This window comes from Micromonospora sp. WMMD812, from assembly GCF_027497215.1.
Taxonomy (GTDB): domain Bacteria; phylum Actinomycetota; class Actinomycetes; order Mycobacteriales; family Micromonosporaceae; genus Micromonospora.
In genome coordinates, this window is record NZ_CP114904.1 from 1,240,455 (window position 1) to 1,264,669 (window position 24,215).

At 71.8% G+C, this 24,215-nt stretch carries 21 protein-coding genes; 7 read left to right on the forward strand and 14 right to left on the reverse strand.

Going from position 1 to position 24,215, the window contains the following annotated elements; all coding sequences use genetic code 11:
• Nucleotides 1-549: 549 nt before the first annotated feature.
• A complete protein-coding gene (locus O7603_RS05670) occupies nt 550-2,331 on the forward strand; it encodes an IS481 family transposase (protein WP_281576617.1) in 1,782 nt (593 codons plus the stop codon).
• A gap of 20 nt (nt 2,332-2,351) precedes the next feature.
• On the opposite strand, the gene O7603_RS05675 is transcribed toward O7603_RS05670, so the two are convergent.
• The gene (locus O7603_RS05675) at nt 2,352-2,573 is read right to left on the reverse strand and encodes a hypothetical protein (RefSeq protein WP_281574620.1); all 222 of its coding nucleotides are present in this window, start codon (nt 2,571-2,573) and stop codon (nt 2,352-2,354) included.
• 170 nt (nt 2,574-2,743) lie between these two features.
• Nucleotides 2,744-4,207: an NF041680 family putative transposase gene (locus O7603_RS05680; protein WP_281574621.1), complete on the reverse strand. Its 1,464-nt coding sequence runs from the start codon at nt 4,205-4,207 to the stop codon at nt 2,744-2,746.
• Nucleotides 4,208-4,386: 179 nt separating this feature from the next.
• Here O7603_RS05680 and O7603_RS05685 point away from each other — a divergent pair, with 179 nt between their 5' ends.
• On the forward strand, nt 4,387-5,115 hold the full coding sequence (locus O7603_RS05685) for a site-specific integrase (RefSeq protein ID WP_281574622.1): 729 nt from the start codon (nt 4,387-4,389) through the stop codon (nt 5,113-5,115).
• Between the two features lie 57 nt (nt 5,116-5,172).
• Here the strand turns inward: O7603_RS05685 and metH are convergent, their stop codons facing one another.
• Nucleotides 5,173-8,688, reverse strand: coding sequence for a methionine synthase (gene metH / locus O7603_RS05690; RefSeq protein ID WP_281574623.1), 3,516 nt, complete (start codon nt 8,686-8,688; stop codon nt 5,173-5,175).
• A 261-nt stretch (nt 8,689-8,949) separates the two neighbouring features.
• On the opposite strand from metH, the gene O7603_RS05695 reads away from it, so the two are divergent.
• Together O7603_RS05695 and O7603_RS05700 are read left to right on the forward strand one after the other, a co-directional pair.
• Entirely contained in the window at nt 8,950-9,819 is an 870-nt protein-coding gene (locus tag O7603_RS05695) for a PAC2 family protein (protein ID WP_281574624.1), read from the forward strand.
• 137 nt (nt 9,820-9,956) lie between these two features.
• Nucleotides 9,957-10,748, forward strand: a complete 792-nt coding sequence (locus tag O7603_RS05700) for a GntR family transcriptional regulator (RefSeq protein WP_281574625.1) — start codon at nt 9,957-9,959, stop codon at nt 10,746-10,748.
• Between the two features lie 79 nt (nt 10,749-10,827).
• Here O7603_RS05700 and O7603_RS05705 read toward each other — a convergent pair whose 3' ends face one another.
• On the reverse strand, nt 10,828-11,814 hold the full coding sequence (locus O7603_RS05705; protein WP_281574626.1) for an alpha/beta hydrolase: 987 nt from the start codon (nt 11,812-11,814) through the stop codon (nt 10,828-10,830).
• Between the two features lie 41 nt (nt 11,815-11,855).
• Nucleotides 11,856-12,161, reverse strand: a complete 306-nt coding sequence (locus tag O7603_RS05710; protein WP_281574627.1) for an antibiotic biosynthesis monooxygenase — start codon at nt 12,159-12,161, stop codon at nt 11,856-11,858.
• Between the two features lie 157 nt (nt 12,162-12,318).
• On the opposite strand from O7603_RS05710, the gene O7603_RS05715 reads away from it, so the two are divergent.
• Complete coding sequence (locus tag O7603_RS05715) at nt 12,319-13,224, forward strand: AraC family transcriptional regulator (RefSeq protein WP_281574628.1); 906 nt, start codon at nt 12,319-12,321, stop codon at nt 13,222-13,224.
• A 136-nt stretch (nt 13,225-13,360) separates the two neighbouring features.
• Here the strand turns inward: O7603_RS05715 and mshC are convergent, their stop codons facing one another.
• From mshC to O7603_RS05735, 4 genes are all read right to left on the reverse strand, one after another.
• Entirely contained in the window at nt 13,361-14,599 is a 1,239-nt protein-coding gene (gene mshC, locus O7603_RS05720; RefSeq protein WP_281574629.1) for a cysteine--1-D-myo-inosityl 2-amino-2-deoxy-alpha-D-glucopyranoside ligase, read from the reverse strand.
• 84 nt (nt 14,600-14,683) lie between these two features.
• The gene (locus O7603_RS05725) at nt 14,684-15,502 is read right to left on the reverse strand and encodes an SCO1664 family protein (RefSeq protein WP_281574630.1); all 819 of its coding nucleotides are present in this window, start codon (nt 15,500-15,502) and stop codon (nt 14,684-14,686) included.
• Nucleotides 15,499-16,074 carry a DUF3090 domain-containing protein gene (locus tag O7603_RS05730; protein WP_281574631.1) on the reverse strand — a complete coding sequence of 192 codons (576 nt, stop codon included), beginning with the start codon at nt 16,072-16,074 and terminating at the stop codon, nt 15,499-15,501. The genes O7603_RS05725 and O7603_RS05730 overlap by 4 nt, the downstream gene beginning before the upstream one ends.
• 119 nt (nt 16,075-16,193) lie before the next feature.
• The gene (locus O7603_RS05735) at nt 16,194-16,907 is read right to left on the reverse strand and encodes an MSMEG_4193 family putative phosphomutase (protein WP_281574632.1); all 714 of its coding nucleotides are present in this window, start codon (nt 16,905-16,907) and stop codon (nt 16,194-16,196) included.
• A gap of 1,165 nt (nt 16,908-18,072) precedes the next feature.
• Between O7603_RS05735 and O7603_RS05740 the strand changes: the two genes are divergently transcribed.
• Nucleotides 18,073-18,666: a hypothetical protein gene (locus O7603_RS05740; RefSeq protein WP_281574633.1), complete on the forward strand. Its 594-nt coding sequence runs from the start codon at nt 18,073-18,075 to the stop codon at nt 18,664-18,666.
• A 78-nt stretch (nt 18,667-18,744) separates the two neighbouring features.
• On the opposite strand, the gene O7603_RS05745 is transcribed toward O7603_RS05740, so the two are convergent.
• Both O7603_RS05745 and O7603_RS05750 read right to left on the reverse strand, forming a co-directional pair.
• Nucleotides 18,745-19,581: an undecaprenyl-diphosphate phosphatase gene (locus O7603_RS05745; RefSeq protein WP_281574634.1), complete on the reverse strand. Its 837-nt coding sequence runs from the start codon at nt 19,579-19,581 to the stop codon at nt 18,745-18,747.
• On the reverse strand, nt 19,578-20,630 hold the full coding sequence (locus O7603_RS05750) for an LLM class F420-dependent oxidoreductase (protein ID WP_281574635.1): 1,053 nt from the start codon (nt 20,628-20,630) through the stop codon (nt 19,578-19,580). Before O7603_RS05750 ends, O7603_RS05745 begins: the two co-directional genes overlap by 4 nt.
• A 190-nt stretch (nt 20,631-20,820) precedes the next feature.
• Here O7603_RS05750 and O7603_RS05755 point away from each other — a divergent pair, with 190 nt between their 5' ends.
• Nucleotides 20,821-21,792 (forward strand): aldo/keto reductase, encoded by a 972-nt coding sequence (locus O7603_RS05755; protein WP_281574636.1) that lies wholly within the window; start codon nt 20,821-20,823, stop codon nt 21,790-21,792.
• Between the two features lie 74 nt (nt 21,793-21,866).
• On the opposite strand, the gene O7603_RS05760 is transcribed toward O7603_RS05755, so the two are convergent.
• From O7603_RS05760 to O7603_RS05770, 3 genes are read right to left on the reverse strand one after another with little or no spacing between them, the layout of a single operon-like run.
• Nucleotides 21,867-22,775 carry a hypothetical protein gene (locus O7603_RS05760; protein WP_281574637.1) on the reverse strand — a complete coding sequence of 303 codons (909 nt, stop codon included), beginning with the start codon at nt 22,773-22,775 and terminating at the stop codon, nt 21,867-21,869.
• A gap of 20 nt (nt 22,776-22,795) precedes the next feature.
• Nucleotides 22,796-23,857, reverse strand: a complete 1,062-nt coding sequence (locus O7603_RS05765; RefSeq protein ID WP_281574638.1) for a WXG100 family type VII secretion target — start codon at nt 23,855-23,857, stop codon at nt 22,796-22,798.
• Nucleotides 23,854-24,186: a hypothetical protein gene (locus O7603_RS05770; RefSeq protein ID WP_281574639.1), complete on the reverse strand. Its 333-nt coding sequence runs from the start codon at nt 24,184-24,186 to the stop codon at nt 23,854-23,856. Before O7603_RS05770 ends, O7603_RS05765 begins: the two co-directional genes overlap by 4 nt.
• Between the last annotated feature and the right edge of the window lie 29 nt (nt 24,187-24,215).

Here is a 24,215-nt window from a genome sequence, read left to right on the forward strand (position 1 = left end):
GCTCGCCCTGGAGCCATCCCCTCGGCCTTCGTCCGCACCTTGTGGAGCAGGTGGGGGCTGCCCGGTCAAGGTGGAGCACACCACCGTCTGAACGACCTTGACCGGGCAGCCCCCACCTGCTCGGCTCTGCCCGGACGACGGTTGACGGGATGGCGCCACCATCCCAGAGCGCCTGAGCGCCCCGCCGGAGGCACTGCCCGTGTCTCGACGTACTGAAGCCCCGGATCTGCCATCGACCATGGCGGCCCGAGGCTTCGTCGTATGTCGCGCCGCCGGCGGGCTAACACCGGCGCGCTGGCGGCCGAAGGCCAGAGGCGCGGCGGCGGGCCATCGGCCCGGTCCAGGTTCGGCGGCGCGAGGGGCCCGCGACGCGGGCCGCCTTGATCCCGTACAGAAATTCCTCACAGGAGACGAGACCACTAGGGTGTCCCGTCACGGGACATGCTTGACACCAGCGTCCCACCAGATGCTTGACATGATCGATATTCGGCTTCCTCATCGCGTGATGGTTGCGGGCATCGCGAGCTGGGGAGGCCGGGATTGGCGCTGGTGGAGTTGTCGATCGTGGAGCAGCGGTATCGGGCGGTCCTCGCGGTGCAGGCCGGAGAACCCGTGGTGGAAGTGGCAGCCCGGACCGGGGTGTCGAGACAGACGATCCATTCCTGGCTCGCCCGTTATGCCGAGGTGGGGCTGGCCGGGTTGGAAGACCGGTCCCGCCGGCCGCAGGGGTGTGCTCATCAGGCGTCGGCGGAGGTGGAGGCGTTGGTGTGTGAGCTGCGTCGGCATCATCCGCGGTGGGGCTCTCGGCGGATCGCGTTCGAGTTGGGCAGGCGTGGCTGTCCGGATCCGGTGCCGTCGCGGATGACGGTGTATCGGATCCTGGTCCGCCACGGCTTGATCGACCCGGCCAAGCGTCGTCGGGGTCGGAAGGACTATGTGCGCTGGCAGCGGGCTCGGCCAATGGAGTTATGGCAGATTGACATCGTCGGCGGGATCATGCTCGCCGACGGCACCGAGGCCAAGGTCGTCACGGGCGTGGACGACCACTCCCGGTTCTGCGTCATCGCCCAGGTCGTCAGGCGGGCCACCGGCCGGGCCGTCTGCTTGGCCTTCGCCGATGCGCTGCAGCGGTTCGGGGTGCCAGAAGAGGTGCGGACTGACAACGGGAAGCAGTTCACCGACCGGTTCGGCAAGGGCGGGGAGGTCATGTTCGACCGGATCTGCCGGGAGAACGGCATCATTCACCGGCTCACCCAACCGGCGTCGCCGACCACGACCGGGAAGGTGGAACGGTTCCACCAGACCCTGCGCCGGGAACTCCTCGACGAGGTGCCGGTCTGGCCCGACCTGGACACCGTCCAGGCCGCCGTGGACGCCTTCCGGCACGAATACAACACCGACCGGCCGCACCAATCCCTGGACATGGACTTCCCCGCCGACCGGTTCACCCCCGTCCCGGAGCAGGTGGTGCCAGTGAAGCTGCCTGCCAGGCTCAATCAGCCCGTCGACCAGGCTCTGGTCTCACCACCGGTCCCGGCGCCGATGCCGGTGCTGCCGGGGGCGGTGGAGTTCGACCGGGTAGTGCCACCGTCAGGGAACCTGCAGGTGGCGGGAAAGCAGTTCTGGCCTGGCCCTGCCCGCTCTGGCGTGACGGTGACGTTCTGGGCGGACACCGACGTCATCCACCTCCTCACCGGCGGCACCCGGATCAAGTCTGTGCGTTCACACCTGTCCGCAGCCGACCTCGCCGGCCTGCTCCGGCAGGGCGGGCGACCAGCTGGTGAACCGCCTCTGCCCCAGGCACCACCCGGTGACGCGGTCGAGGTCGACCGGACCATCAACCGCGGCGGCCATGTATCTCTGGGTCAGCACATCGTCCTGGCCGCCGAGATCCTCGGCGGGCAACGCGTCGGCATCCGCATCGAGGACAAGACCTTGAGCTTCTTCGACCTCGACACCCGGCAGCTGCTGCGCACCAGACCCAACCCCCTCACCGCTGCCGAGGTGGCACGGCGGCGGGGCGCCCGGCCCGCCGGACCGCCCCCACAACCGTCGACCGGACCGGTGCAGGTGCAGCGCCGCGCCTCCAACAGCGGCGTCGTGATGGTGGTCGGGCAGAAAGTCGCCCTCGGCCGCGTGCATGCTGGCAAAACCGTCACCATCAATGTCACCGAGACCGAACTGGCCATCGCCTGCGACGACGGCATGCGCACCGTGCGACGCACCACCGACCAACCCGTGCGGAATCTGAAAGCCAGCCGGCCGCGCAAGGTCGCCCAGCTAACCGCCGTGCCACCTCGACCGAGACGTCCTGCGGAGCACGACCAATGACGCATTGCGCCTCGACGAGGTCAGCCGCCGGTAGTAACCACTCCGAAGCGGCACCCGGCAATGGCTTCCACCCGTGCCAACAGCGGCGGATGCAGCTCATCCGCGTAGGGCCCGGTGATGGTGATCTCGACGGTCGGTGCACGTCGGACATCGCAACCGCGGGCGGGCACCATCTCCAGCAACCAGAACTGGATTCGCCTGGCCTGTCCCTCGTCCAGGCTTACGGCCGGATCCTCGGCCACGAGACGGATCATACGGTAACCATGCCACGTTGGGCTCGATACGAGGCCCAGAGCCGAGCCCGGCAAACCCTAGAACCTAGGTCAACCGTCAAGCATGTCCTGGGACGCATCCGTCAAGCATGTGGTGGGACTAGACAACGAGACCACTAGGGAGACCACTAGCTTGATCTTTAACCTGTGCGGCGTGGACGGGGATTGACGGACTTCGTCTTCTTCGCAGCCGGTGTCTTGGCGTTCGTGGTGGTCGCGGTGTGGACGTCGTGACGCGGGGTGGGGTGGTTGTTGCGGCGGCCGGGTGGCCGCCCTGGTCCTGGCCGGGAGGGTTTGGGTGCACCGGCCGGGCAGGCGGCCTTCGCGCGCAGGTGCCGAAACCCTCGCCGGACGCGGGCGGGCGACAGACGCTGCGGTGGTGCTGGTTTCTCCCAGGGGCGGCGCAGGTCGGTGGCGAGGGCGCGGGCCAGGCGGAGTTGGGTGTAGGCGGCGAGGATCATCCAGGTCCATCGGTCGGCGGCCTGTGGCGTGCGGATCTTCGGGCAGGTCCAGCCGAGGGTCTGTTTGAACAGGCGGAACGTGTGTTCGATGTCGAAGCGGCGCAGGAACGTCTGCCAGAGCCGGTCGACGTCGCCCGGGGTGGCGTCGACGCCGGACCACCACAGCCACACCGGCTTCGGGGTCGCGCCGCTGGGCAGGTGATCGACCTCCAAACGGATGACGGTTCCCTCGATGACCGGCAGCACCTTCGCCGAGTCGATCCAGGCGGATCGGTGGGTCAACCGTGGGTGCAACCGGTCCCAGGCTCGGGCCCGCGCCGTGCCGTAGAGACGGGTATCGGCAACGGTGGCTGCGTCCGGTTCATCCCACGTGACGGGATCACCGAAGACGAACTCGCCGCCGTGCCTGCGCGGTCGGCCGATCGTCCCGGCCTGCCGAGGCGGCACCGCCCGGCGTAGTACCCGGTCTGAACGCATCCGAGCGAGGATCTGCACGGGCAGGTCACGAAGGAGGAACGCAAGTCGGGGCGCGTCGTAGCCGGCGTCGGCCACGACCAGGATCTCCAGGTCACCGGCCTGCCACTGCCCGGCCGCGATCAGACGCCCCACGATGTCCCGCAGCTGCCCAGCGGTGACCGTGGCCGCGTCATCACCAGGCGCCAGCCGCACCGCGTCCAACGGCGCGGTCCACGAGCTTCGGCCCGATTCCAGAGCCACGACCATCGAATACGGCCAGCCCGGGATCATGATGGTCTGATCCTTGCCACGACCGTAGGTGTGACACAGGATCCGCTGCGGTGAGGTATGCGCGTCCGGCCGCAACCAACAGGTGATGTCGACCGCCAGGACCAGACGCCCATCAGCCGCCCGCGGCAACGGCACCGCCGCGAGGGACGTCCGCAACCGATCGATATCCAGCCGGCCGCAGGCGAGGGCGTCATACAACGCCCCGTGGCCCCGACGGTGCTCACCCACCAGCGACAACTCCACCAACGACCGGACCGGCCCGTCGGCGCACAACACCGCGTCCGTCAGGTCGAACAACGCGTCAGCCCGAGCAGTCAAGCAGTCGTAGAACTCTCGCCGGAACCCCGCCAACTCCCCGACAGCATCAGCCGGACCACGGTCATGCACACTGATCACCAGAACAGCCCTTGGTCATAGATGTTCTTCCCTAGACAAGAAGATCATCGACCAAGGGCTGTTTCCGTGATCGGTCAGGGTCCCTACAGGACCCTCGGAGGTTAAAGATCAAGCTAGGGCCTGTTTCAGAAGTTGATCGACGAGTTCGGCTGCGTCGATGATCTTCTGGTGGGGGGAAGGTGGTCAGCAATCCGTTCGCGGTCAAGACGATCCGGCCACCGAAGTACCAAGCGCCGAAGGTGGTCCCATGGCCGAACGACTTACGCGCCCGCTTCCGCGCCGCCGTCGCCGACCGATACCGGGTCACCGTCGACCTGGGCGCCGGCTGCGGCCTCCGACAGGGTGAAATCTTTGGCGTCAGCCCGGACGACGTCGACCACGCCCGGCCCGTCCTGCACGTCACCCGTCAGGTCAAGCTCGTCCGGGGACGCCTGATCTTCGCGCCGCCCAAGGGCGGCAAGGTCCGGGATGTTCCGCTGCCTGACTCAGTGGCGCGCCGGCTCGCCGAGCACGCCAAGCGGTACCCGCCGGTCGACATCACCCTTCCGTGGGGCACCTCGACCGGCGAACCGCGGACCGTGCCGCTCTACCTCACAACCCCGGCCGGAACGGCGCTGAGCCGGACGGCCTTCAACTCGGGCGTCTGGAAGCGCGCCATCCGGGCGACCGGCGTCCCCGACAACCGGCACAACGGCATGCATGTGCTCCGGCACACCTACGCCTCGGTCCTGCTGGACGCCGGCGAAAGCGTCAAAGCCCTTTCGGCGTACCTCGGGCACTCCGACCCCGGCTTCACCCTCCGGATCTACACGCACCTGCTGCCGACCAGCGAGGACCGCACCCGCCGCGCGATCGACCACGCCTTCGCCGACGATCCGCAGACGCCGGACGGCCTGGAGACGGCATGATCATGCAAATCACGGCCATTCCGGGCGCTCCGCCGCAGGTCAGAGCACCTGCGGCGATCACTTGGCGTTGAAGTAGCTCGCCTCGGGGTGGTGCACCACGATCGCGTCGGTGGCCTGCTCCGGCATCAGCTGGAACTCCTCCGACAGCTGCACGCCGATCCGCTCGGCGCCGAGCAGGTCCACGATCTTGGCCCGGTCCTCCAGGTCGGGGCAGGCCGGATAGCCGAACGCGTACCGGCAGCCGCGGTAGTCGGTGCGCAGCAGGCCGGCCAGGTCCGCCGGGTCGTCGTCGGCCACGGTACGGCCGCCGGGCAGGGTCAGCTCGCCGCGGACCCGCCGGTGCCAGTACTCCGCGAGGGCCTCGGTGAGCTGCACGGAGAGCCCGTGCACCTCCAGGTAGTCGCGGTACTCGTTGCGGGCGAACAGCTTCGCGGTGTACTCGCTGATCGGCTGGCCCACGGTGACCAGCTGCAACGCCACCACGTCCAGCTCGTCGCCGCGCGGGCGGAAGAAGTCGGCCAGGCACAGCCGCCGCTCCTGCCGCTGCCGCGGGAAGGAGAACCGGGCCCGTTCGCTCTGCCCGTTCTCGTCCAGCACCACCAGGTCGTTGCCCTCGCTGTACGCGGGGAAGTACCCGTACACCACGGCCGCCTCGAGGATCTGGTCGGAGATCAGGCGGTCCAGCCAGTACCGCAGCCGCGGCCGCCCCTCGGTCTCCACCAGCTCCTCGTACGACGGCCCCTGTCCGCCGCGGGAGCCGCGCAGCCCCCACTGCCCGAGGAAGGTGGCCCGCTCGTCGAGCAGCGACGCGTAGTCCGCGAGGGGCACGCCCTTGACCACCCGGGTGCCGAAGAACGGCGGGGCGGGGACCTCCACGTCCCGGGCCACGTCTGAGCGGACCGAGGCGTCGTCCAGTTCGGGCAGCGACTCGGTGACCATTGCCCGCTGCCGTTCCCGGCGGGCCCGCCGCGCCGCCAGGGCCGCCTCCCGCTCCGGGTCGACCACCGGCGCGCCGCCGCGCTTGGCGGTCATCACCCGGTCCATCAGGGACAGCCCCTCGAACGCGTCCCGCGCGTAGTGCACCTGCCCGGGGAACATCGACCGCAGGTCGTCCTCGACGTACGCGCGGGTCAGCGCCGCACCGCCGAGCAGGACCGGCCACCGGTCCGCGACCCCGCGACTGGCCATCTCGGCCAGGTTCTCCTTCATGATGACCGTGCTCTTGACCAGCAGCCCGGACATGCCGATCGCGTCGGCGCGGTGCTCCTCGGCGGCGTCGAGGATGGCGTTGATCGGCTGCTTGATGCCGATGTTCACCACCTCGTAGCCGTTGTTGGACAGGATGATGTCCACCAGGTTCTTGCCGATGTCGTGCACGTCGCCGCGCACGGTGGCCAGCACGATGCGTCCCTTGCCGCCGTCCTCGACGGTCTCCATGTGCGGTTCCAGGTACGCCACGGCGGTCTTCATGACCTCGGCGGACTGGAGCACGAACGGCAGCTGCATCTGGCCGGAGCCGAACAGCTCGCCGACGACCTTCATCCCGTCGAGCAGGATGTCGTTGATGATGGACAGCGGCGAGCGCCCGTCCGCCATCGCCGTGTCCAGGTCGGCCTCCAGGCCGTTGCGCTCACCGTCGATGATCCGCCGCTTGAGCCGCTCGTCCAGCGGCAGCGCGGCCAGCTCCTCGGCCCGCCCGGCCCGCGCCGAGGCGGCGTCGACCCCCTCGAACAGCTCGATGAAGCGCTGCACCGGGTCGTACCCCTCGCGGCGCCGGTCGTAGACCAGGTCCAGAGCCGCCTCGCGCTGCTCCTCGGGGATCTTCGACATCGGCAGGATCTTGCTGGCGTGCACGATCGCCGAGGTCAGCCCGGCCTGCACGCACTCGTGCAGGAAGACCGAGTTGAGCACCTGCCGGGCGGCGGGGTTGAGGCCGAAGGAGATGTTCGAGATGCCGAGGGTGAAGTTGACCCCCGGGTAGCGCCGAGCGATCTCCCGGATCGCCTCGATGGTCTCGATGCCGTCGCGGCGGGTCTCCTCCTGGCCGGTGGCGATCGGGAAGGTCAGCGCGTCGATCAGGATGTCCGAACGGTCCAGCCCCCAGCGCCCGGTGAGGTCCTCGATCAGGCGCACCGCGACGCGGACCTTCCAGTCCCGGGTGCGGGCCTGCCCCTCCTCGTCGATGAGCAGCGCCACCACGGCCGCGCCGTGCTCCTTGACCACCGGCATCACCCGGGCGTACCGGGAGTCCGGGCCGTCGCCGTCCTCGAAGTTCACCGAGTTGACCACGCAGCGGCCGCCGAGCATCTCCAACCCGGCCTCGATGACTCCCGGTTCGGTCGAGTCGAGCATGATCGGCAGGGTGGACGCGGTCGCGAACCGGCCGGCCAGCTCGCGCATGTCCCGGGTGCCGTCGCGGCCGACGTAGTCCACGCAGAGGTCCAGCAGGTGCGAGCCGTCCCGGGCCTGGCTGCGGGCGATCTCCACGCAGGCCCGCCAGTCCTCGGCCAGCATCGCCTCGCGGAACGCCTTCGAGCCGTTGGCGTTCGTCCGCTCCCCCACCATCAGCACCGAGGCGTCCTGGGCGAACGGCACCGGGTGGTAGACCGAGGAGACGCCGGGCTCGTGCTGCGGCGTACGCGGCGCGGCGGTGGTGCCGTGCAGCCGCTCAGCCAGCACCCGGATGTGCTCCGGGGTCGTGCCGCAGCAACCGCCGACCAGCGAGACGCCGTACTCGGTGACGAAGCGCTCCAACGCGTCGGCCAACTCCACCGGGGTGAGCGGGAAGTACGCCCCGTCGGCCGTGAGCACGGGCAGGCCGGCGTTCGGCATCACCGACAGCGGGGTCCGCGAGTGCTGGGACAGGTAGCGCAGGTGCTCGCCCATCTCGGCGGGGCCGGTCGAGCAGTTCAGCCCGATCAGATCCACGCCCAGCGGCTCGATCGCGGCGAGGGCCGCCCCGATCTCGCTGCCCACCAGCATCGTGCCGGTGGTCTCCACGGCGACGTGGCAGATGATCGGCACCACCCGGTCGAGCTCGGCCATCGCCCGCTGCGACCCGACGATGGCCGCCTTCACCTGGAGCAGGTCCTGGCAGGTCTCCACGATCAGCGCGTCCGCGCCGCCCTCGATCAGGCCGGCCGCGTTCTCCTGGTACGCGTCCCGCAGGTCCGCGTAGCCGGCGTGGCCGAGGGTGGGCAGCTTGGTGCCGGGGCCGATCGATCCGAGCACGAACCGGGGGCGCTCGGGCGTGCTGTGCGCGTCGGCGGCCTCCCGGGCGATCCGCGCGCCGGCCTCGGACAGCTCGCGGATCCGGTGCGGGATGTCGTACTCGCCGAGGTTCGGCAGGTTGGCGCCGAACGTGTTGGTCTCGACCAGGTCCGCGCCGGCGGCCAGGTACGCCTCGTGCACGCCCCGCACCACGTCCGGCCGGGTCACGTTGAGGATCTCGTTGCAGCCCTCGAGGCCCTCGAAGTCGTCCAGGGTGAGGTCGGCGGCCTGCAACATCGTGCCCATCGCCCCGTCGGCGATGAGGATCCGATCGGCCAGCACGTCGAGCAACGAAGTCCGCACGGGTTCAGGTTAGTGCGGCGTCCGCCGTACGGTTCGCGCCCGGCGCGGCTTCCCACATTGTGTCAGCGGGATCACCATGTCCGGTTCGACCCCCTCTGCCGGGTTGTCCCGGGGGCCGACCGGCGCGGCCGACGGGCCGCATCCCGGGCCGGGACGTAGGCTGACGGACGTGAAGGACTACAGGGACGCCACCGCGCACCAGGGACGGACGACCGGGGCCGGCCCCGTCTCCGCCCGTCACGAGCAGGGTGAGGTGACGGCGTGACCGAGTTCGACGGGCTGCCGGTGCTGCGGTCCCCGGTGGCGATCGCCGCGTTCGAGGGCTGGAACGACGCCGCGGACGCGTCCACCGCGGCCGTCGAGCATCTGGAGCAGGTCTGGCAGGCCCGGCAGGTCGCCGAGCTGGACCCGGAGGACTTCTACGACTTCCAGGTCAGCCGGCCGACCATCACGATGGCCGAGGGCGAGACCCGCCGGGTCGAGTGGCCGACCACCCGGTTCATGGTCGCCAGCCCGGAGGGCACCGACCGGGACGTGGTGCTGATCCGGGGCATCGAGCCGAGCATGCGCTGGCGCACCTTCTGCGAGCAGGTTCTGGAGATCTGCCACAGCCTGGAGGTCGAACGGGTGGTGCTGCTGGGCGCGCTGCTGGCCGACGTGCCGTACACCCGGCCGCTGCCGATCAGCGGCAGCGCGTCCGACGCCAAGGCCGCCGAGCGCTACCAGCTCACGCCCACCCGCTACGACGGCCCGACCGGCATCGTGGGGGTGCTGCACGACGCGTGCGCCCGCGCGGAGGTGGACGCGGTGTCGTTCTGGGTGCACGTGCCGCACTACGCGAACAACCCGCCCTGCCCCAAGGCCACCCTGGCCCTGCTGCACCGGGTCGAGGACGTGCTCGACCTGCCGGTGCCGATGGCCGACCTGGCCGAGGAGGCCGCCGAGTGGGAGCAGCGGGTGCGCAACGCCGCCGAGCAGGACGCGGAGCTCGGCGAGTACGTCCGCGAGTTGGAGGAGCGGGTCGGCGACGCCGGCATCACCCCGCTGACCGGTGACGAGATCGCCCAGGAGTTCGAGAAGTACCTGCGCCGCCGGGGCGGGTCGGCCGGCCCCACCGCCGGCTCCTGGTAGCCACTCCCCCTGTCGCAGCGCGGGCCCCGGACGGAAATCTCGTCCGGGGCCCGCTTTCTGTCGTCCGCGTGTCGGGGTGGTGCCGGGCACCCCGCCTAGGGCATCCTAGGAACCTAGATGTGATCAAGGAGGCGGGCGTGCAGATCAATCCGGGTGCCGCCGAGTTCCCGCACCGGCAGATCGCCGCGCAGCTCAAGGCCCAGGTGCGCCGTGGCGACTGGGGGCCGGGCGAGCGGCTGCCGTCCATCCCGGCCATCGCCGAGATGTTCGGCGTCGCGAAGCAGACCGTGCAGCGCGCCGTCGACCAGCTGCGGGTCGAGGGCATCCTGATCACCAAGCCCGGCTCCGGTACGTACGTGCGGGGCACCCGGCGCCGGCTCAACCGCCTCTCCCGCGGGCGGTACGGGGGCTTCCGCGGCTACCACACCGACCTCGCCGCCCGGTACCGGCAGCAGCTCGTCTCCGTCGGCCGGGCGCCCGCGCCCCCCGAGGTGGCCGACGCGTTCGGCGTGCCCGACGGCACCGACCTGCTCTGCCGCCGCCACCTGGTACGCACCGACGACTCCCCCGTCGAGGTGGGTGCCTCCTGGTTCCTGCCCGCGGACACCGCCGGCACGTCCCTCGAACGGGCCGAGGCGTTCGGGCGGCCGCTCTACCAGGAGGCCGAGGAGGCGACCGGCCGCCGGTACGTCTCGGCCACCGACACGATCAGCGCCCGGCAGCCCAGCCGGGAGGAGGCGGAGACGCTGCAGATCCGCCCGGACACGCCGGTGCTGCACCTGCTGCACGTCGCCTACGACGGCGCGCACAAGCCGATCGAGGTCGCCCAGGCGACCTGGCCCGGCCCGATGACCACCCTCACCGAGGAGTACCAGGTCCCCGCCCCGGCCGCCGACCCGGACCCCGACCCCGGTCTCGTCCTGGGCTGAGCGGGTCGGCCGGTCGCGGCGGGTCCACCGGGGGTCTCCGGTGGACCCGCGCTCCCGTGTGTCAGCCGCGCCGGTCGGCTCAGACCGAGGAGAGGGCCGACACGGCGGTGTCGGGGGCCGGGCTGAGGATCCGGCCCAGCCAGTCGGTGCGGGTCCGACGCGCGGCGGCCGAGACCCGCGCCGCCGGGTAGAGCGCGTCGAAGCCGTGGAAGCCGCCCGCCCAGACGTGCAGTTCCGCCTGGCCGCCGGCGGCCCAGATCCGGCTGGCGTACTCGACGTCCTCGTCGCGGAAGACCTCGGCCGTGCCGGCGTCGATGTAGGTGGTCGGCAGGCCGGAGAGGTCGTCGGCGACCGCCGGTGAGACGTAGCCGGGAACGTCCGCGTCGGCGAGGTCACCGAGAACCGCCCGCCACCCGAACTGGTTCATCTCCCCGGTCCAGACACCGGGTCCGGTCGCGTACTGCCGGCTGGAGGTGGTGCGGTAGCGGTGGTCCAGCATCGGGCAGATCAGCACCTGGGCGGCGATCGCGGGACCGCCCCGGTCGCGGGCCAGCAGGGTGAGCCCGGCGGCGAGCCCACCGCCGGCGCTCGCGCCGGCAACGACGATGCGGGTGGGGTCGACGCCCAGCTCGTCCGCGTGCGCGGCGACCCAGAGCAGGCCCTGGTAGCAGTCCTCGACCAGGGTCGTGCCGGTGGCCTCCGGCGCGAGCCGGTAGTCGACGGTCACCACGACGGCCTGGAACAGGTCGAGCCACTCCAGCGGTATGTCGATGTTCGAGAGGCGGTCGCCCATCACCATGCCGCCGCCGTGGATCCAGTAGACGCACGGGGCAGCCGTGCCCCGATCGGTCCCGGCCGGACTGAAGATCGACAGCGGGATCGGTACGCCGTCCGGGCCGGCGACGGTGACCTCGCGTCGGTCGACCGCGCGACCCTCGAGGAGGGTGTCGACCGGTGTCGGCGGGAGTTGGCGCAGGTGCGCGAGGACCTCGGGGTCGAGCTGGGACATGAGGGGCAGGTCGGCGAGCAGGGCGCGCAGCTCGGGATCGATGTCGGGCCGGGTCATGGCGGGTTCCTTCCGGTGGGGTGGGCGAGGGAGCGGCGGTCTCAGAAGGTGGCCTTGCCGCCGACGGGCAGCTCGTCGGCGTACCGGGAGTCGCCGCTGAGCAGCGGCTGGAGCTTCGCGACGAGCGCCTGCGCCTCCTCGCCGGCGAAGAAGCGGCGGTGGGCCTCCTCGCTGGTCCAGCCCTCGGTGACGTGGAGGACGTCGCGGTCGCTCGCCGAGCGGCCGACCAGGAAGACGACGCAGTCCTCGTGCGACAGGGACGGCGCGTCCAGCAGGAGCGCGACCACCTCGTCGCCCTTTCCGGGTCGCGCGGTCATGGTGGCGTGGAATCCGTGGGTGACGGGCATGGGCTGCGGTACCTCCTCGACGGCGGAGCGTGCGCTCCGGGGAAATCGACCACCCCATCGAAACACCGCGATCAGTAGAAACGTTAGAACGATCCCGCTGGACTCTTACACGATTCTCTCGTTGCAGCGGCTATCGGTATGGTGCTTCAATCGGCTCATGGCCCTTGACGAGCTCCACGCGCTGCTCTCCCGTCACGCGCGACCCGATCAGCGGACCGCCATCGACGGCGTCCTGGTGTCGAAGGTCGAGCAGGCCTACCCGCCGTCCCCGTCGACGTCGGGCACGGTGCTGGCCCTCATCGTCCAGGGCGCGAAACGGATCGCCCTGGGCGACCGCGTGTACGAGTACCGCGCCGGGCAGTACCTCATCGCCTCGGTCGACCTGCCGATCACCGGCCACTTCACCGAGGCCAGTCCCGAGCGGCCCGCACTCGGCTTCGGCCTGACCCTGCACCCGGCCAGCGTCGCCGAACTGCTGCTGCAGGCCGGCCCCGGCGACCTCCCGCCCGCCGCCGGCGGCGCGCCGTCCGGCATGGCCGTCAGCGACGCGCCCGACGAACTGGTCGACGCGGTGGTCCGGCTGCTGCGCCTGCTCGACCGGCCGCGCGACATCTCGGTGCTCGCCCCGCTGATCAAACGGGAGATCCTCTGGCGGGTCATCACCGGCGAGCAGGGCGCCGTCGTCCGCCAACTCGGCCTCGCCGACAGCAGCCTCACCCACATCGCCCGAGCCGTCCAGTGGATCCGCGACCACTACACGCAGTCGTTCCGGGTCGAAGACGTGGCACAGCTGTCCGGCATGAGCGTGTCCGCGTTCTACCGCAACTTCCAGGCGGTCACCGCGATGAGCCCGATCCAGTTCCAGAAACAGATCCGGCTCCAGCAAGCCCGCCTGCTGCTCGCCACCCACCCCAACGACGTCACCGGCGTGGGCCACCGCGTCGGCTACGACAGCGCGTCACAGTTCAGCCGCGAGTACCGCCGCCAGTTCGGGGCGCCGCCCAGCCAGGACGCCGCCCGGCTGCGCGGCGCGACGCCCGACACCGCACCGAGCCTGGTGTGACAACCGTCCCCCGGAAGCCGCGAGCACCGCGCGCGCGAGCCGCGGGCCCGGCCGGAGGCCGCGAGCCCGCGCGGAAGCCGCGCGTCGCCGCCTTGGAGCCCGCGCGGGATCCGCGGCGCGGCTGCGGCACGCACCGTCAGAGGCGGACGCCGAGGAGGGCGTCGACGGTGTCGGCGAAGAGGGCCGGGGCGGCCGGGTCGTCGCCGACGCCCGCGAGGGCCCGCTCCGCCCAGGCGTCGGCGAGGGCCAGGGCGCCGGGGCTGTCCAGGTCGTCGGCGAGGCGCGCGCGTACGCCGGCCAGCAGCTCGGGCCCGGACGGCCCGGACGGCGCGGCCGCGGCCTGCCGCCACCGGGCCAGCCGCTCCTGGGCGGCGGCCAGCAGCTCGTCGGTCCAGGCGCGGTCGCTGCGGTAGTGCCCGGCCAGCAGCGCCAGCCGGATCGCCATCGGGTCGACCTTGTCGGCGCGCAGCCGGGACACGAAGACCAGGTTGCCCCGGGACTTGGACATCTTCTCGCCGTCCAGGCCGATCATGCCGGCGTGCACGTAGTGCTGGGCGAACGGCGCCTCACCGGTCAGCCGCTCGGCGTGCGCCGCGGAATCCTCGTGGTGCGGGAAGATCAGGTCGTTGCCGCCGCCCTGCACATCGATCGTGTCGCCGAGCAGGTTCAAGGCGATGACCGCGCACTCGATGTGCCAGCCGGGACGGCCCGACCCCAGGTCGCCGCCCGGCCAGGAGGGCTCACCGTCCCGGGCACCGCGCCAGAGCAGCGGGTCGAGCGCGTCACGCTTGCCGGGCCGGTCCGGGTCGCCGCCGCGCTCGGGGAAGATCTTCAGCATCTCCTCGCGGCTCAGGTTGGACTCGTAGCCGAACCGCGGCGAGGCGGAGACGTCGAAGTAGACGTCGCCGGTGCCGTCGTCCAGGCGGTACGCCGACCCGTCCTTGAGCAGGAGCTGCACCTTGTCGGCGATGTCCGGGATCGACTCGACCGCGCCCACGTAGTGCTCCGGCGGGATGATCCGCAGCGCCTCCATGTCCTCCCGGAACAGCGCCGTCTCGCGCATGGCGAGGACCACCCAGTCCTCGCCGTCGCGGGCCGCCCGCTCCAGCAGGGGGTCGTCGATGTCGGTGACGTTCTGCACGTAGCGGACGGACCGCCCGGCGTCCCGCCACATCCGCTGCACCAGATCAAAGGTGATCATGGTGGCGGCGTGGCCGAGGTGGGTGGCGTCGTACGGGGTGATGCCGCAGACGTACATCCGCGCCGCGTCCGCGGGGTCGCTCGGGTGGACGCCCTGCCGCGCCGAGTCGTACAACGCCAGCGGCACGCCCTTGCCGGGCAGTCGCGGCACCTCGTGTCCCGTCCACGCTTCCATGACCGCCAGCCTAACGAGCCGTACGACGGCGGGAGTGCGCCCCGCAGGTGATCAACATGACACGAGCGACGTGGGCCGCGGGGCTCACATCGGCGGCCAGGGCACCGCCGGCCACTCCTCCGGCGGCAGCGGAAACCGGCCGGTGTCGCGCAGCCGGTCGATCCGGGCGGCCACCTCGGCGATCTCACTGATCGTCAGGTGGTCGGCGAGTTCGGCGCCGAGCGGGCCGGCGACCTGGCCGGCGAGCGCGTCAAGCATCTCCACCGCGTCCGGCGGCAGCTGCCGCCCGGCCCAGCCCCAGAGCACCGTCCGGAGCTTCTCCTCGACGTGGAAGCTCACCCCGTGGTCCACGCCGTAGATCCGGTCGTCCGGGCCGACGAGCACGTGCCCGCCCTTCCGGTCGGCGTTGTTGATCACCGCGTCGAGCACCGCGAGTCGGGCCAGCCGGGGGTCGTCGGCGTGCGCCAGGGCGTACGGGGTGCCGTCGTCGTCGCGGGCGGCCGCGATCGGGAACCAGCGGGGCGGCAGCGCGTCCGCGGGCACGAACCCGACCAGCGGCTCACCGTCCTCCGGCTCGTCGATCCAGAGCTGGCAGGAGCCCGGCCCGAACGGGCCGTCCCGGAGCACGGTCGGCGGCACCAGGTCCCAGCCGGTGGCCGCGGAGACCAGGTAGGCCGACACCTCGCGGCCGGCCAGGGTGCCGTCCGGGAAGTCCCAGAGCGGGCGCTCGCCACGCACCGGCTTGTACACGCAGCGCGCGGCCACCCCGTCCAGGGTCAGCACCCCGCGCAGCGTGGTGTTCGACGCGTCGACCAGCCGCCCCTCCAGCTCGAACTCACCGTCGCGCAGCAACCGGAGCGCGGCGGCGCCGTCCTGGCGGGGCTGGGTGCCGGAAGAGGTCACCGGTGGTAACCGTTGTGCCGCGGGCACAGGTGCCCGGCGGGATCCAGCGGTTGGCCACAGAGCGGGCAGGGCGGACGGCCGGCGTTGACCACCCGCCGGGCCCGCTCGATGAACTCGCGGGTCGCCTGCGGGGTCAGCCGGACCCGCAGCCGGTCGAGGTCCTCGTCCGGCTCCTCGTCGTCCTCGTCCTCGTCCTCGGACTCGCCCAGCTCGACCTCGGCCTCCACCTCGCCGGCGGCGATCGCCTCGATCACCACCGTCGCGCTGTCGACGTCGAAGGCCAGCCCGAGGGTGCCGACCCGAAACTCCTCGTCGACCGGCGTGTCCAGCGGGTCGTTGTCGCCGAGCGCGGCCGGCGCCTCGGGCAGGTCCACCCCGAACCGGCGCTGAGCCTCGGTGAGCAACTCCTCGAGCTTCTCGGCGAGCAGGGACACCTGGACCTTTTCCAGCGCGACGCTGACCAGCCGGCCTCCGCCGCGGGCCTGGAGGAAGAACGTGCGCTCCCCGGGCGGCCCGACGGTCCCGGCGACGAACCGCTCCGGCGGCTCGAAGGCGTGCACCTGGTGGGTCATACCCACGACCCTATCCGGCCCGCAACGGCACTGCGCACCCCACCGACCCGAATCGCCGCCCCGGCGCCGCGCCCGTCGTACCGCGGCAGGTCACCGGCGTGGCGACCCGCCGCCGGGGTTCAGCCGGCGGTGCCGGCGCCGCCGCCCACCGCGGCGTCCGAGTCGGCCCGCCGGGCCGCCCGGCGGCGTCGCTTGGGCGCCGGCGGGACCAGCCCGGCGAGGTCGCCACCGGTGTCGTTGAGCCGGACCAGGAACGGCCGCAGCGGGGTGTAGCGGATCGCGGTCACCGACGCCGGGTCCGCGACGATCCGCTGAAACAGATCCAGATGTACGCCGAGCGCGTCCGCCACGATGGCCTTGATCACGTCGCCGTGGCTGCACGCCAGCCAGACCGCCTCCGGCCCGTGCTCGGCGGTCACCCGGGCGTCCCACGACCGCACCGCCGCCACCGCGCGCGCGGCCATCGCGGCCATCGCCTCGCCGTCCGGGAAGACGGCCGCGCTGGGATGCTGTTGGACCACCGGCCAGAGCGGCTCCTTGGCGAGCTTCTTCAGCGGCTGCCCCTCCCAACTGCCGTAGCCGCACTCGATCAGCCCGTCCTCGACCTGTGGGGTCGCGTCGGGCAGCGCCAGCTCCAGGGTCTGCCGGCACCGAATCAGCGGGCTGGTGACCACCGCGGCCAGGGGCACCGCACGCAGCCGCTCTCCCACCGCGGCGGCCTGCGCCCGGCCGGTCTCGTCCAGCTCGACCGGTTGCCGGCCGGCCAGGCCACCGTCGGCGTTCGCGGTCGTCCGGCCGTGTCGCAGAAGCAGAAGGGTCGCCACGGTCACCACCCTAGGGCCTGCCCGACCGGCGCGGCCGGCCACGCTCACCGCACCGGCCCGACCCGCGACCCGGCCCGGGACCGGTGAGGTCCGAGTCAGATGGACGGCCCTATGCCGGCCGTCCGCCGCGGCTTCCGGGGAGCTGTCCGCGGTGTGCGGTCGCAGGCGGTCGCCCTCGGCTACCAGTAGTGGCCGGCGGCTGCGGTCGGCGTCCTGGGTGCCGGCTGCGCCCTTTGGAGCTGACGGCGCAAACGAGTCAAGGAAGGGCGCCTCCGCGGCAACCAGTCGCCGCAGCTCCCCGACGCGCAATCCCCGCCAGCCCGGCCACCGCCGCCGACCCTCGCTAGCCCGGCAAATCCGTCAGCCCGGCAGTCCCGCCAACCCCCGCCAGCCCGCAATCCCGGCACCCGGCACCCGGCACCCGGCACCCGGCACCCGGCACCCGGCACCCGGCAGATCTTGGTACGACGAGGCCCCTCCAGGGGCCATTTCGTACCAAGATCCAGGCGAGCGTCGCGGGCCGCTGGCCGGGACACGGTTTGATCAAGAGGTTGCGTCACCTGCGTCCGGTTCGCTGACGCAGACCTCTTGATCACCAGAGCTGCCGGCTGATCGACGCCATGGGCCCGAACGACGGCGTCCTCGGTGTCCGGTTTGGGCGGGCGGGTGGGTGCGGCGAGAAGGGAAGCGGGCCGGCGGCGGTGTGGGATCGGGTGAGCCGGTGTGGTGCCTGATGTCCGGTTCGGGCTCGGCGCGGGGCGGTGGTTTCCGGCCGGCTGGGCCGGTGTGGGTGCTTTGGCGTGTGACCGGGGGCATCCCCGGGCTGGAATCGTGGGCGGCCCGGGGTCGTTGAACATGGGCGACGGCCGAGGTAGCGCGCCGGTCTCCGGCTGACCTGGCCGGGTGACGCGGATGGCCTGGCCCCCGGAATGATGGTGGGCTGTCGGTCGTTGGATATGGACCCGGCGCGGTGCGGCACCCCCGCCCACCACCCGCCGGCCCTCCGGTCACGGTGAGCATCGCTCCCGACCGGAACCCCCGGGTCGCGGACCGTCCCCCGAGTTCGTCGATCCCGGTTTACAGACTTTCCCCTTGCGGACGCCGTGGGCGTGCCGCGTCCCGCATCACCGTCCCCCGTCTGGTGTGCGGGTGCACCCCCGAAGGAGCCTTTGTGATGAACACGATCATGCGCAAGAGTGTTCTGGGTATCGCTGGTGTGGCTTTCGCTGGTGGGATCTTCGCCGGTCCGGTGGCCGCGCACGCCGCCACCCCCACCGTCGATGCCAAGCCCGTCGCGGTTGTGCACGTGGACAAGCCGGGTGTGGACGCGGGCAAGCTGATCCCGCACGGTGTGCAGGGCGCGCAGTCGCGCATCGACCTGAACGACGAGCAGACCGCTAACGTCAAGGCGATCATCGCCGCGACGAAGAAGTCCGGTCTGGACGAGCGGGCCGCGGTGATCTCGATCGCTACCAGCCTGCAGGAGTCGAAGCTGGAGAACCTGGGCCACCTCGGCGACAAGAATGATCATGACTCGCTGGGCCTGTTCCAGCAGCGCCCGAGCTCGGGTTGGGGTAGCCCGGAGCAGATCACCGACCCGATCTACTCCACCCAGGCGTTCCTCAAGGGCCTCAAGCAGGTCGACGGGTGGCACGACATGCCGCTGACCGACGCCGCCCAGACCGTGCAGGTGTCGGCCTACCCCGACGCGTACGCGCAGTGGGAGCGGCAGGCCGCCGACCTCGTCACCCAGCACTGGAACAGCTGACCCCAGCAGAACAGCAACTACGCCGCTGGCCGGCACCCCTCACCGAGGGGTGCCGGCCAGCGGCGTGTCCACGGCGGATCAGGTGGCGGTGATGGTGCCCGTCATCAGTAGGGCGAGGACCAGCGTGCCCAGCGCGACCCGGTAGAGCACGAAGACGTACAGGGTGTGGTGGGCGACGTAGCGCAGCAGCCAGGCGATGGCCGCGTACCCGACGCCGAAGGCGATGATCGTGGCCACGATCAGCATGGCGACCGTCGGTGCCGCCGTGCCCGGCGCGGACGGTTCGAAGACGTCGCCGAGACTGAAGATCCCGGAGAGCACCACCGCCGGGATGGCGAGCAGGAACGAGTACCGGGCCGCCGTCTCCCGGGTGAGGTTCAGCAGCAGGCCGGCGGTGAGCGTGCCGCCGGAGCGGGACACTCCCGGGATCAGCGCCATCGCCTGGGCGAAGCCCATCACCACGCCGTCGCGCATCCGGAAGTTCTCCAGCGTGCGGGTCTGCCGTCCCCAGTACTCGGCGAACGCGAGCACGAAGGCGAAGACGATCAGCGTGGTGGCCACCAGCCAGAGGTTGCGGCCGGCGGTGCGGATCTGGTCCTTGAACAGATAGCCGAAGATCCCGATCGGGATGGTGCCGACGATGACGTACCAGCCCATCCGGTAGTCCAGGCTGGTGCGCACCGACCGGTCCCACAGTCCCAGGACCCAGGTGCGGGTGATCCGCCAGATGTCCTTGGCGAAGTAGATGAGCACCGCCGCCTCGGTGCCCAGCTGGGTCACCGCGGTGAACGACGCGCCGGCGTCGCGCCCGAAGAAGATCGCCGAGGTGATCCGCAGGTGGCCCGACGAACTGATCGGCAGGAATTCCGTGAGCCCCTGGACGATGCCCAGGACGATGGCCTCGACCCAGGTCACTCGCCGACTCCGGACAGCTCCAGGGCCTCGGCCACGGTACGCAGGGTCTGCACGCCGCTCTCCCGGTCCGCCACGAAGAGGGTCACCGACAGCGTCGTGACGCCGGCCTCGGCGTACTCCCGCATCCGCTCGGCGATGCGCTCCTTCGGGCCGAGCAGCGAGGTGCGGTCGATGAACTCCAGGGGCACCGCGGCGGCCGCGTCGCGCTGCCGCTTGGCGAGGTAGAGGTCCTGCACCTCCCGGGCGGCGTCGCCGTAGCCCATCCGGGTGGCCAGCTGGTTGTAGAAGTTCTGCTGCCGGCTGCCCATCCCGCCGACGTAGAGCGCGGCGTACCAGCGGACCAGCTCGGCGCAGGCGTGCACGTCGTCGCCGACCACCACCGGCACCGACGGCACGACGTCGAAACCGGCCAGCTCCTTGCCCGCCTTGGCGCGGCCGGCCCGCACCGAGTCCAGCTGCTCCTGGGCGAACTCGGGGGCGTAGAAGACGGCCAGCCAGCCGTCGGCGATCTCGCCGGCCAGCTCCAGGTTCTTCGGGCCGACCGCGGCCAGGTAGATCGGGATGTGCTCGCGCGGCGGGTGGAAGCCCAGCCGCAGCGCCTTGCCCGGGCCCTCGGGCAGCGGCAGCGTGTAGAACTCCCCGTCGTACGCGACCTCCTTGCGGGCGATCGCCAGCTTCACGATGTCCACGAACTCCCGGGTCCGCGCGAGCGGCTTGCCGAAGCGCACCCCGTGCCAGCCCTCGGAGACCTGCGGACCGGACACGCCGAGGCCGAGCCGGAACCGGCCGCCGGAGAGCGCGTCGATGGTCGCCGCGGTCATCGCGGTCATCGCCGGGGTGCGGCCGGGGATCTGCATCACCGCGCTGCCCACGTCGATCCGCTCGGTCTGACCGGCCATCCAGGCGAGCATGCTCGGCGAGTCGGAGCCGTAGGCCTCCGCCGCCCACACCACCGAGTAGCCGAGCCGATCCGCCTCCTGAGCCAAGGCCAGATGGTCGGCGGGTGTACTCCACGCCGTCTGGTATCCGAGGCTGAGCCCGAGTCGCACTGGTCCTCCCCCATCCGCACCACAGGTCGCACCAGGTTACGCAATGCCGGCTGTCGACTCGATCACCGGCTCACCGACAAGCGGGCGGAGCAGGATCCGGGCGGCCCGCCGGCAGGAACACCGGCAGAAGTCGCCAGACATGACGGGAGCGAGGATATCGGTTGCGGCAGGTTCGAAATAAGGTTCACCCATGCAACAGCGACCGCTCGGCCGAAGCGGGCTGGCGGTTTCGCGGCTCGCGCTCGGCACCATGACCTGGGGACGGGACACCGACGCCGACGATGCTGCCGCCCAGCTGAAGAGTTACCTCGACGCGGGCGGCAACCTGATCGACACGGCCGACGTCTACGGCGACGGTGACGCCGAGTCGGTGATCGGGTCGCTGCTCGGCACCCTGGTCCCCCGCGACGACCTGCTGATCGCTACCAAGGCGGGGTTGCGGCCGGGCAACGGCCGGCGCCGCGACAACTCCCGGGGCCACCTGCTGCGTACGTTGGATGCCTCGCTGCGCCGGCTCGGCACCGACCACGTCGACCTGTTCCAGGTGCACGGGTACGATCCGGCCACCCCGCTGGAGGAGACCCTCGCGGCCCTCGACCACGCGGTGGCCAGCGGCCGGGTCCGGTACGTCGGCGTGTCCAACTTCTCCGGCTGGCAGACCGCCCGCGCGGCCACCTGGCAGACCGCGTGGCCCGGCCGGGCGCCCGTGGTGGCCGCCCAGGTGGAGTACTCGCTGCTGGAACGGGGGGTGGAGCGGGAGGTGCTGCCCGCCTGCGACGCGCTCGGCCTGGGTGTGCTGCCCTGGTCGCCGCTCGGGCGTGGGGTGCTGACCGGCAAGTACCGGCACGGCCGTCCGGCGGACTCCCGGGCCGCGTCGCCGCACTTCGAGCGGTTCGTGGCCACCTACCTCGACCCGCGCTGCTCCAGCATCGTGGAGGCGGTGGTGACCGCCGCCGGTGGGCTCGGGGTCTCGCCGCTGGAGGTGGCGCTGGCCTGGATCCGGGACCGGCCCGGGGTGACCGCCCCGATCCTGGGCGCCCGCACGGTCGGGCAGTTGCTCGGCGCGCTCCAGGTGGAGCGGATGACCCTGCCGGAGGAGATCACCACCGCGCTGGACGACGTCTCGTCGTTGCCGGTCGGCTATCCCGAGCGCGACAGCTGACTGGCCGCGGCCGTCGGCCCGCGCTGCCGGCGCCGCAGAGCGGGGACCGGCGCCGGACGGACCGGCGGCGTGTGTCAGGGGGTCGGCCGCTGGCCGGGGATCTCGAGGATCGCGGTCAGGAACCGGGACTGGTCGTCGCGGGGCGCGGGGTTGACGATCCGGATCCACGACCCGTCGTCGAAGAAGATGGTGGACGGGAACTGCACCAGCCCGGCCACGCCCCGCTCCGAGTCGACGCGAGCCACCCGGCTGCGCGGCACGCTCCACAGCACCCGCGGCTGGCGCCGGTCGGGGCGGTCCGGGTCGGGGCGGGGGCCCATCCGCAACAGGTGCAGGTGGGTGTCGGTCACCGCGAGCGGGGTGCCGGTGTACCGCTCGAGGAAGAGCAGCAGGCTGCCCGCGAGGGTGGCGAGGTCGCCGCTGAAGACGTACCGGCGCCGGTAGGCGATCTCGGCGAGCTGGTCGGCCAGCGGGCGGTACCGGCTGAGCCGGAACAGTGCCCGGAACGCCTCCTGCTCCTCGGTCAGGGGGACCGGTTCCCGCTGCGCCGGCTGGTGCGGCGGCCCCGGCTCCGGCGTCGCCTCCTCGGGCAGGCCGGCGGCGACGGCGGCGGCCTTGCCCGGCAGCAGCAGGACGCCGGCGGCCAGCCGCACCGGTGTCATGACCGCGTCGACCCAGACCAGCGGGTTGACGATGTTGAGCAGACCGAACAGCGCCCGGGGGTCGAGCGCCTCGGCCATCTCGCTGGACATCCGGTCGGCGAGCTGGCTGCCGGCGCGGTGCGTCTCGGGCGCCCGGACCGGGGCGAGCCCGACGTAGCGCAGCTCCTGCTCGGGAACCAGCGGCGCGACCAGGGCCCGTTCGGGCTCGTCGCTGCCGCGGAACTCCTCGCGCAGCTCGCGGGCCTTGTCTCGGGCGGCCCGCGCGCCGCCGAGCATCGCGTCGGTGAACCGACCGAGCCGACCCCGCTCCCCTGACGTCACGCCGTACCTCCTCGACGGGCCTAACGACCCGCCGGCTGGTCGGCAGGCGGCTGCCCGAAGACATTCTGGTCGATCCAGTCGGCGCCGTCCTGCACCGCCTGGCCGACCTGGTCGCTGACCAGGTCCGCGCCGGGCACCGAGAGGCCGGAGGTGAGCGCGAGCGTCCCCCAGGTCACGCCGTGGACGACCGAGTTCGGCACGTTCCAGGGCAGGTTGGTGGCCCAGTCGCGGGCGATCACCCGAGCGCCGTCGGTGACGCCGTGCGCCCGCAGCGCGGCGGCCCGGTCGAGGGTGCTCATGTCGAACGGCGAACCCGACTTGCCCAGCTTGTAGGTGCCCTTCGTCGGGTCGGTGACCTTGTGGTACCACTTGTCGGCCTTGCCGGCCGCGCGCCGCTTGTCGGCGTACTTCGCGCCGGCGCGCAGCGCCTTCTGCTTGTCGACCAGCTTGTCGAGGTGGCTGCGCAGCTTACGCAGGTAGAGCAGCACCCGCTGGAGCAGCCTGATCACCTTCTGCAGGTGGGTGGCGAGCGGTCGGATGACCTTCAGCGCACGGGTCACCGCGATCATGCCCCGGGTCACCGCCAGCCCCACGCCGGCCGCCCAGGAGGCCCCGGCGGTGAACGGCGCCATGAGCAACGCGGTCACCAGCGTGACCAGCAGGAAGTTCACGAACTCGACGCAGAGGTCGACCAGCACGTCGTGCACGGTCTGCAGGCCGTCGGCGACGCCCCGCAGGTACTCCGCGGTCGCGGCGAACTGCTCGGCGAGATCGAGGAGCTGCTGCTCCACCTCGGCCATGCGCCGGCCGTACGCCTCACCGGCGGGCGAGCGCCACCCGACCTGCGCCGCCTCCCGGGTGCCACGATGGCCCTGTGCCAGGTCACGGATCTGGCCGGCGAGCGCGTCCCACTCGGCGGCCTTGGCGCGCAGGGCGGCGGGCTCGCCGTCGACCATGTCGACCAGCTGGATGAGTGGCCAGGCCAGGGTGCGGCAGACGCTGTCGACCGCGTCCTGCACACCGGAGAGCGCGTTGTCGAGGCCGTTCCACAGTTGCACGGCGCTGCCGGCCGGCCCGCTCATCGGGCCATCCCGGACTGGATCGCCTTGAACCCGGAGTCGATGTCCTGCTCGTTGCGCTCGTACGCGTCGACCGTGTCGGAGAGCGCCGCGGCGACCCGGCCGAACGCGGCCTGCGCGGCGCGGAACAGCTCCTGGCCGCCGGTGACCTGCTCCGCGTACTTGTCACGCAGCATGTCGCTGGCGAACGGCAGGTGGCCGAAGGCGTCCGACGGCACGTCGCCGGCCGAGGCGAGCTGACCCTCCAGCGCGGCGAGCGAGCTGCCGACCTGCTTCGCGGCGGTCTCCAGTCGACGGACCGCCTGCACGTCGACGTCGATATCCGGTGGCATGCCGTTCCTCCCCCGTGTGTCCGGCGCAC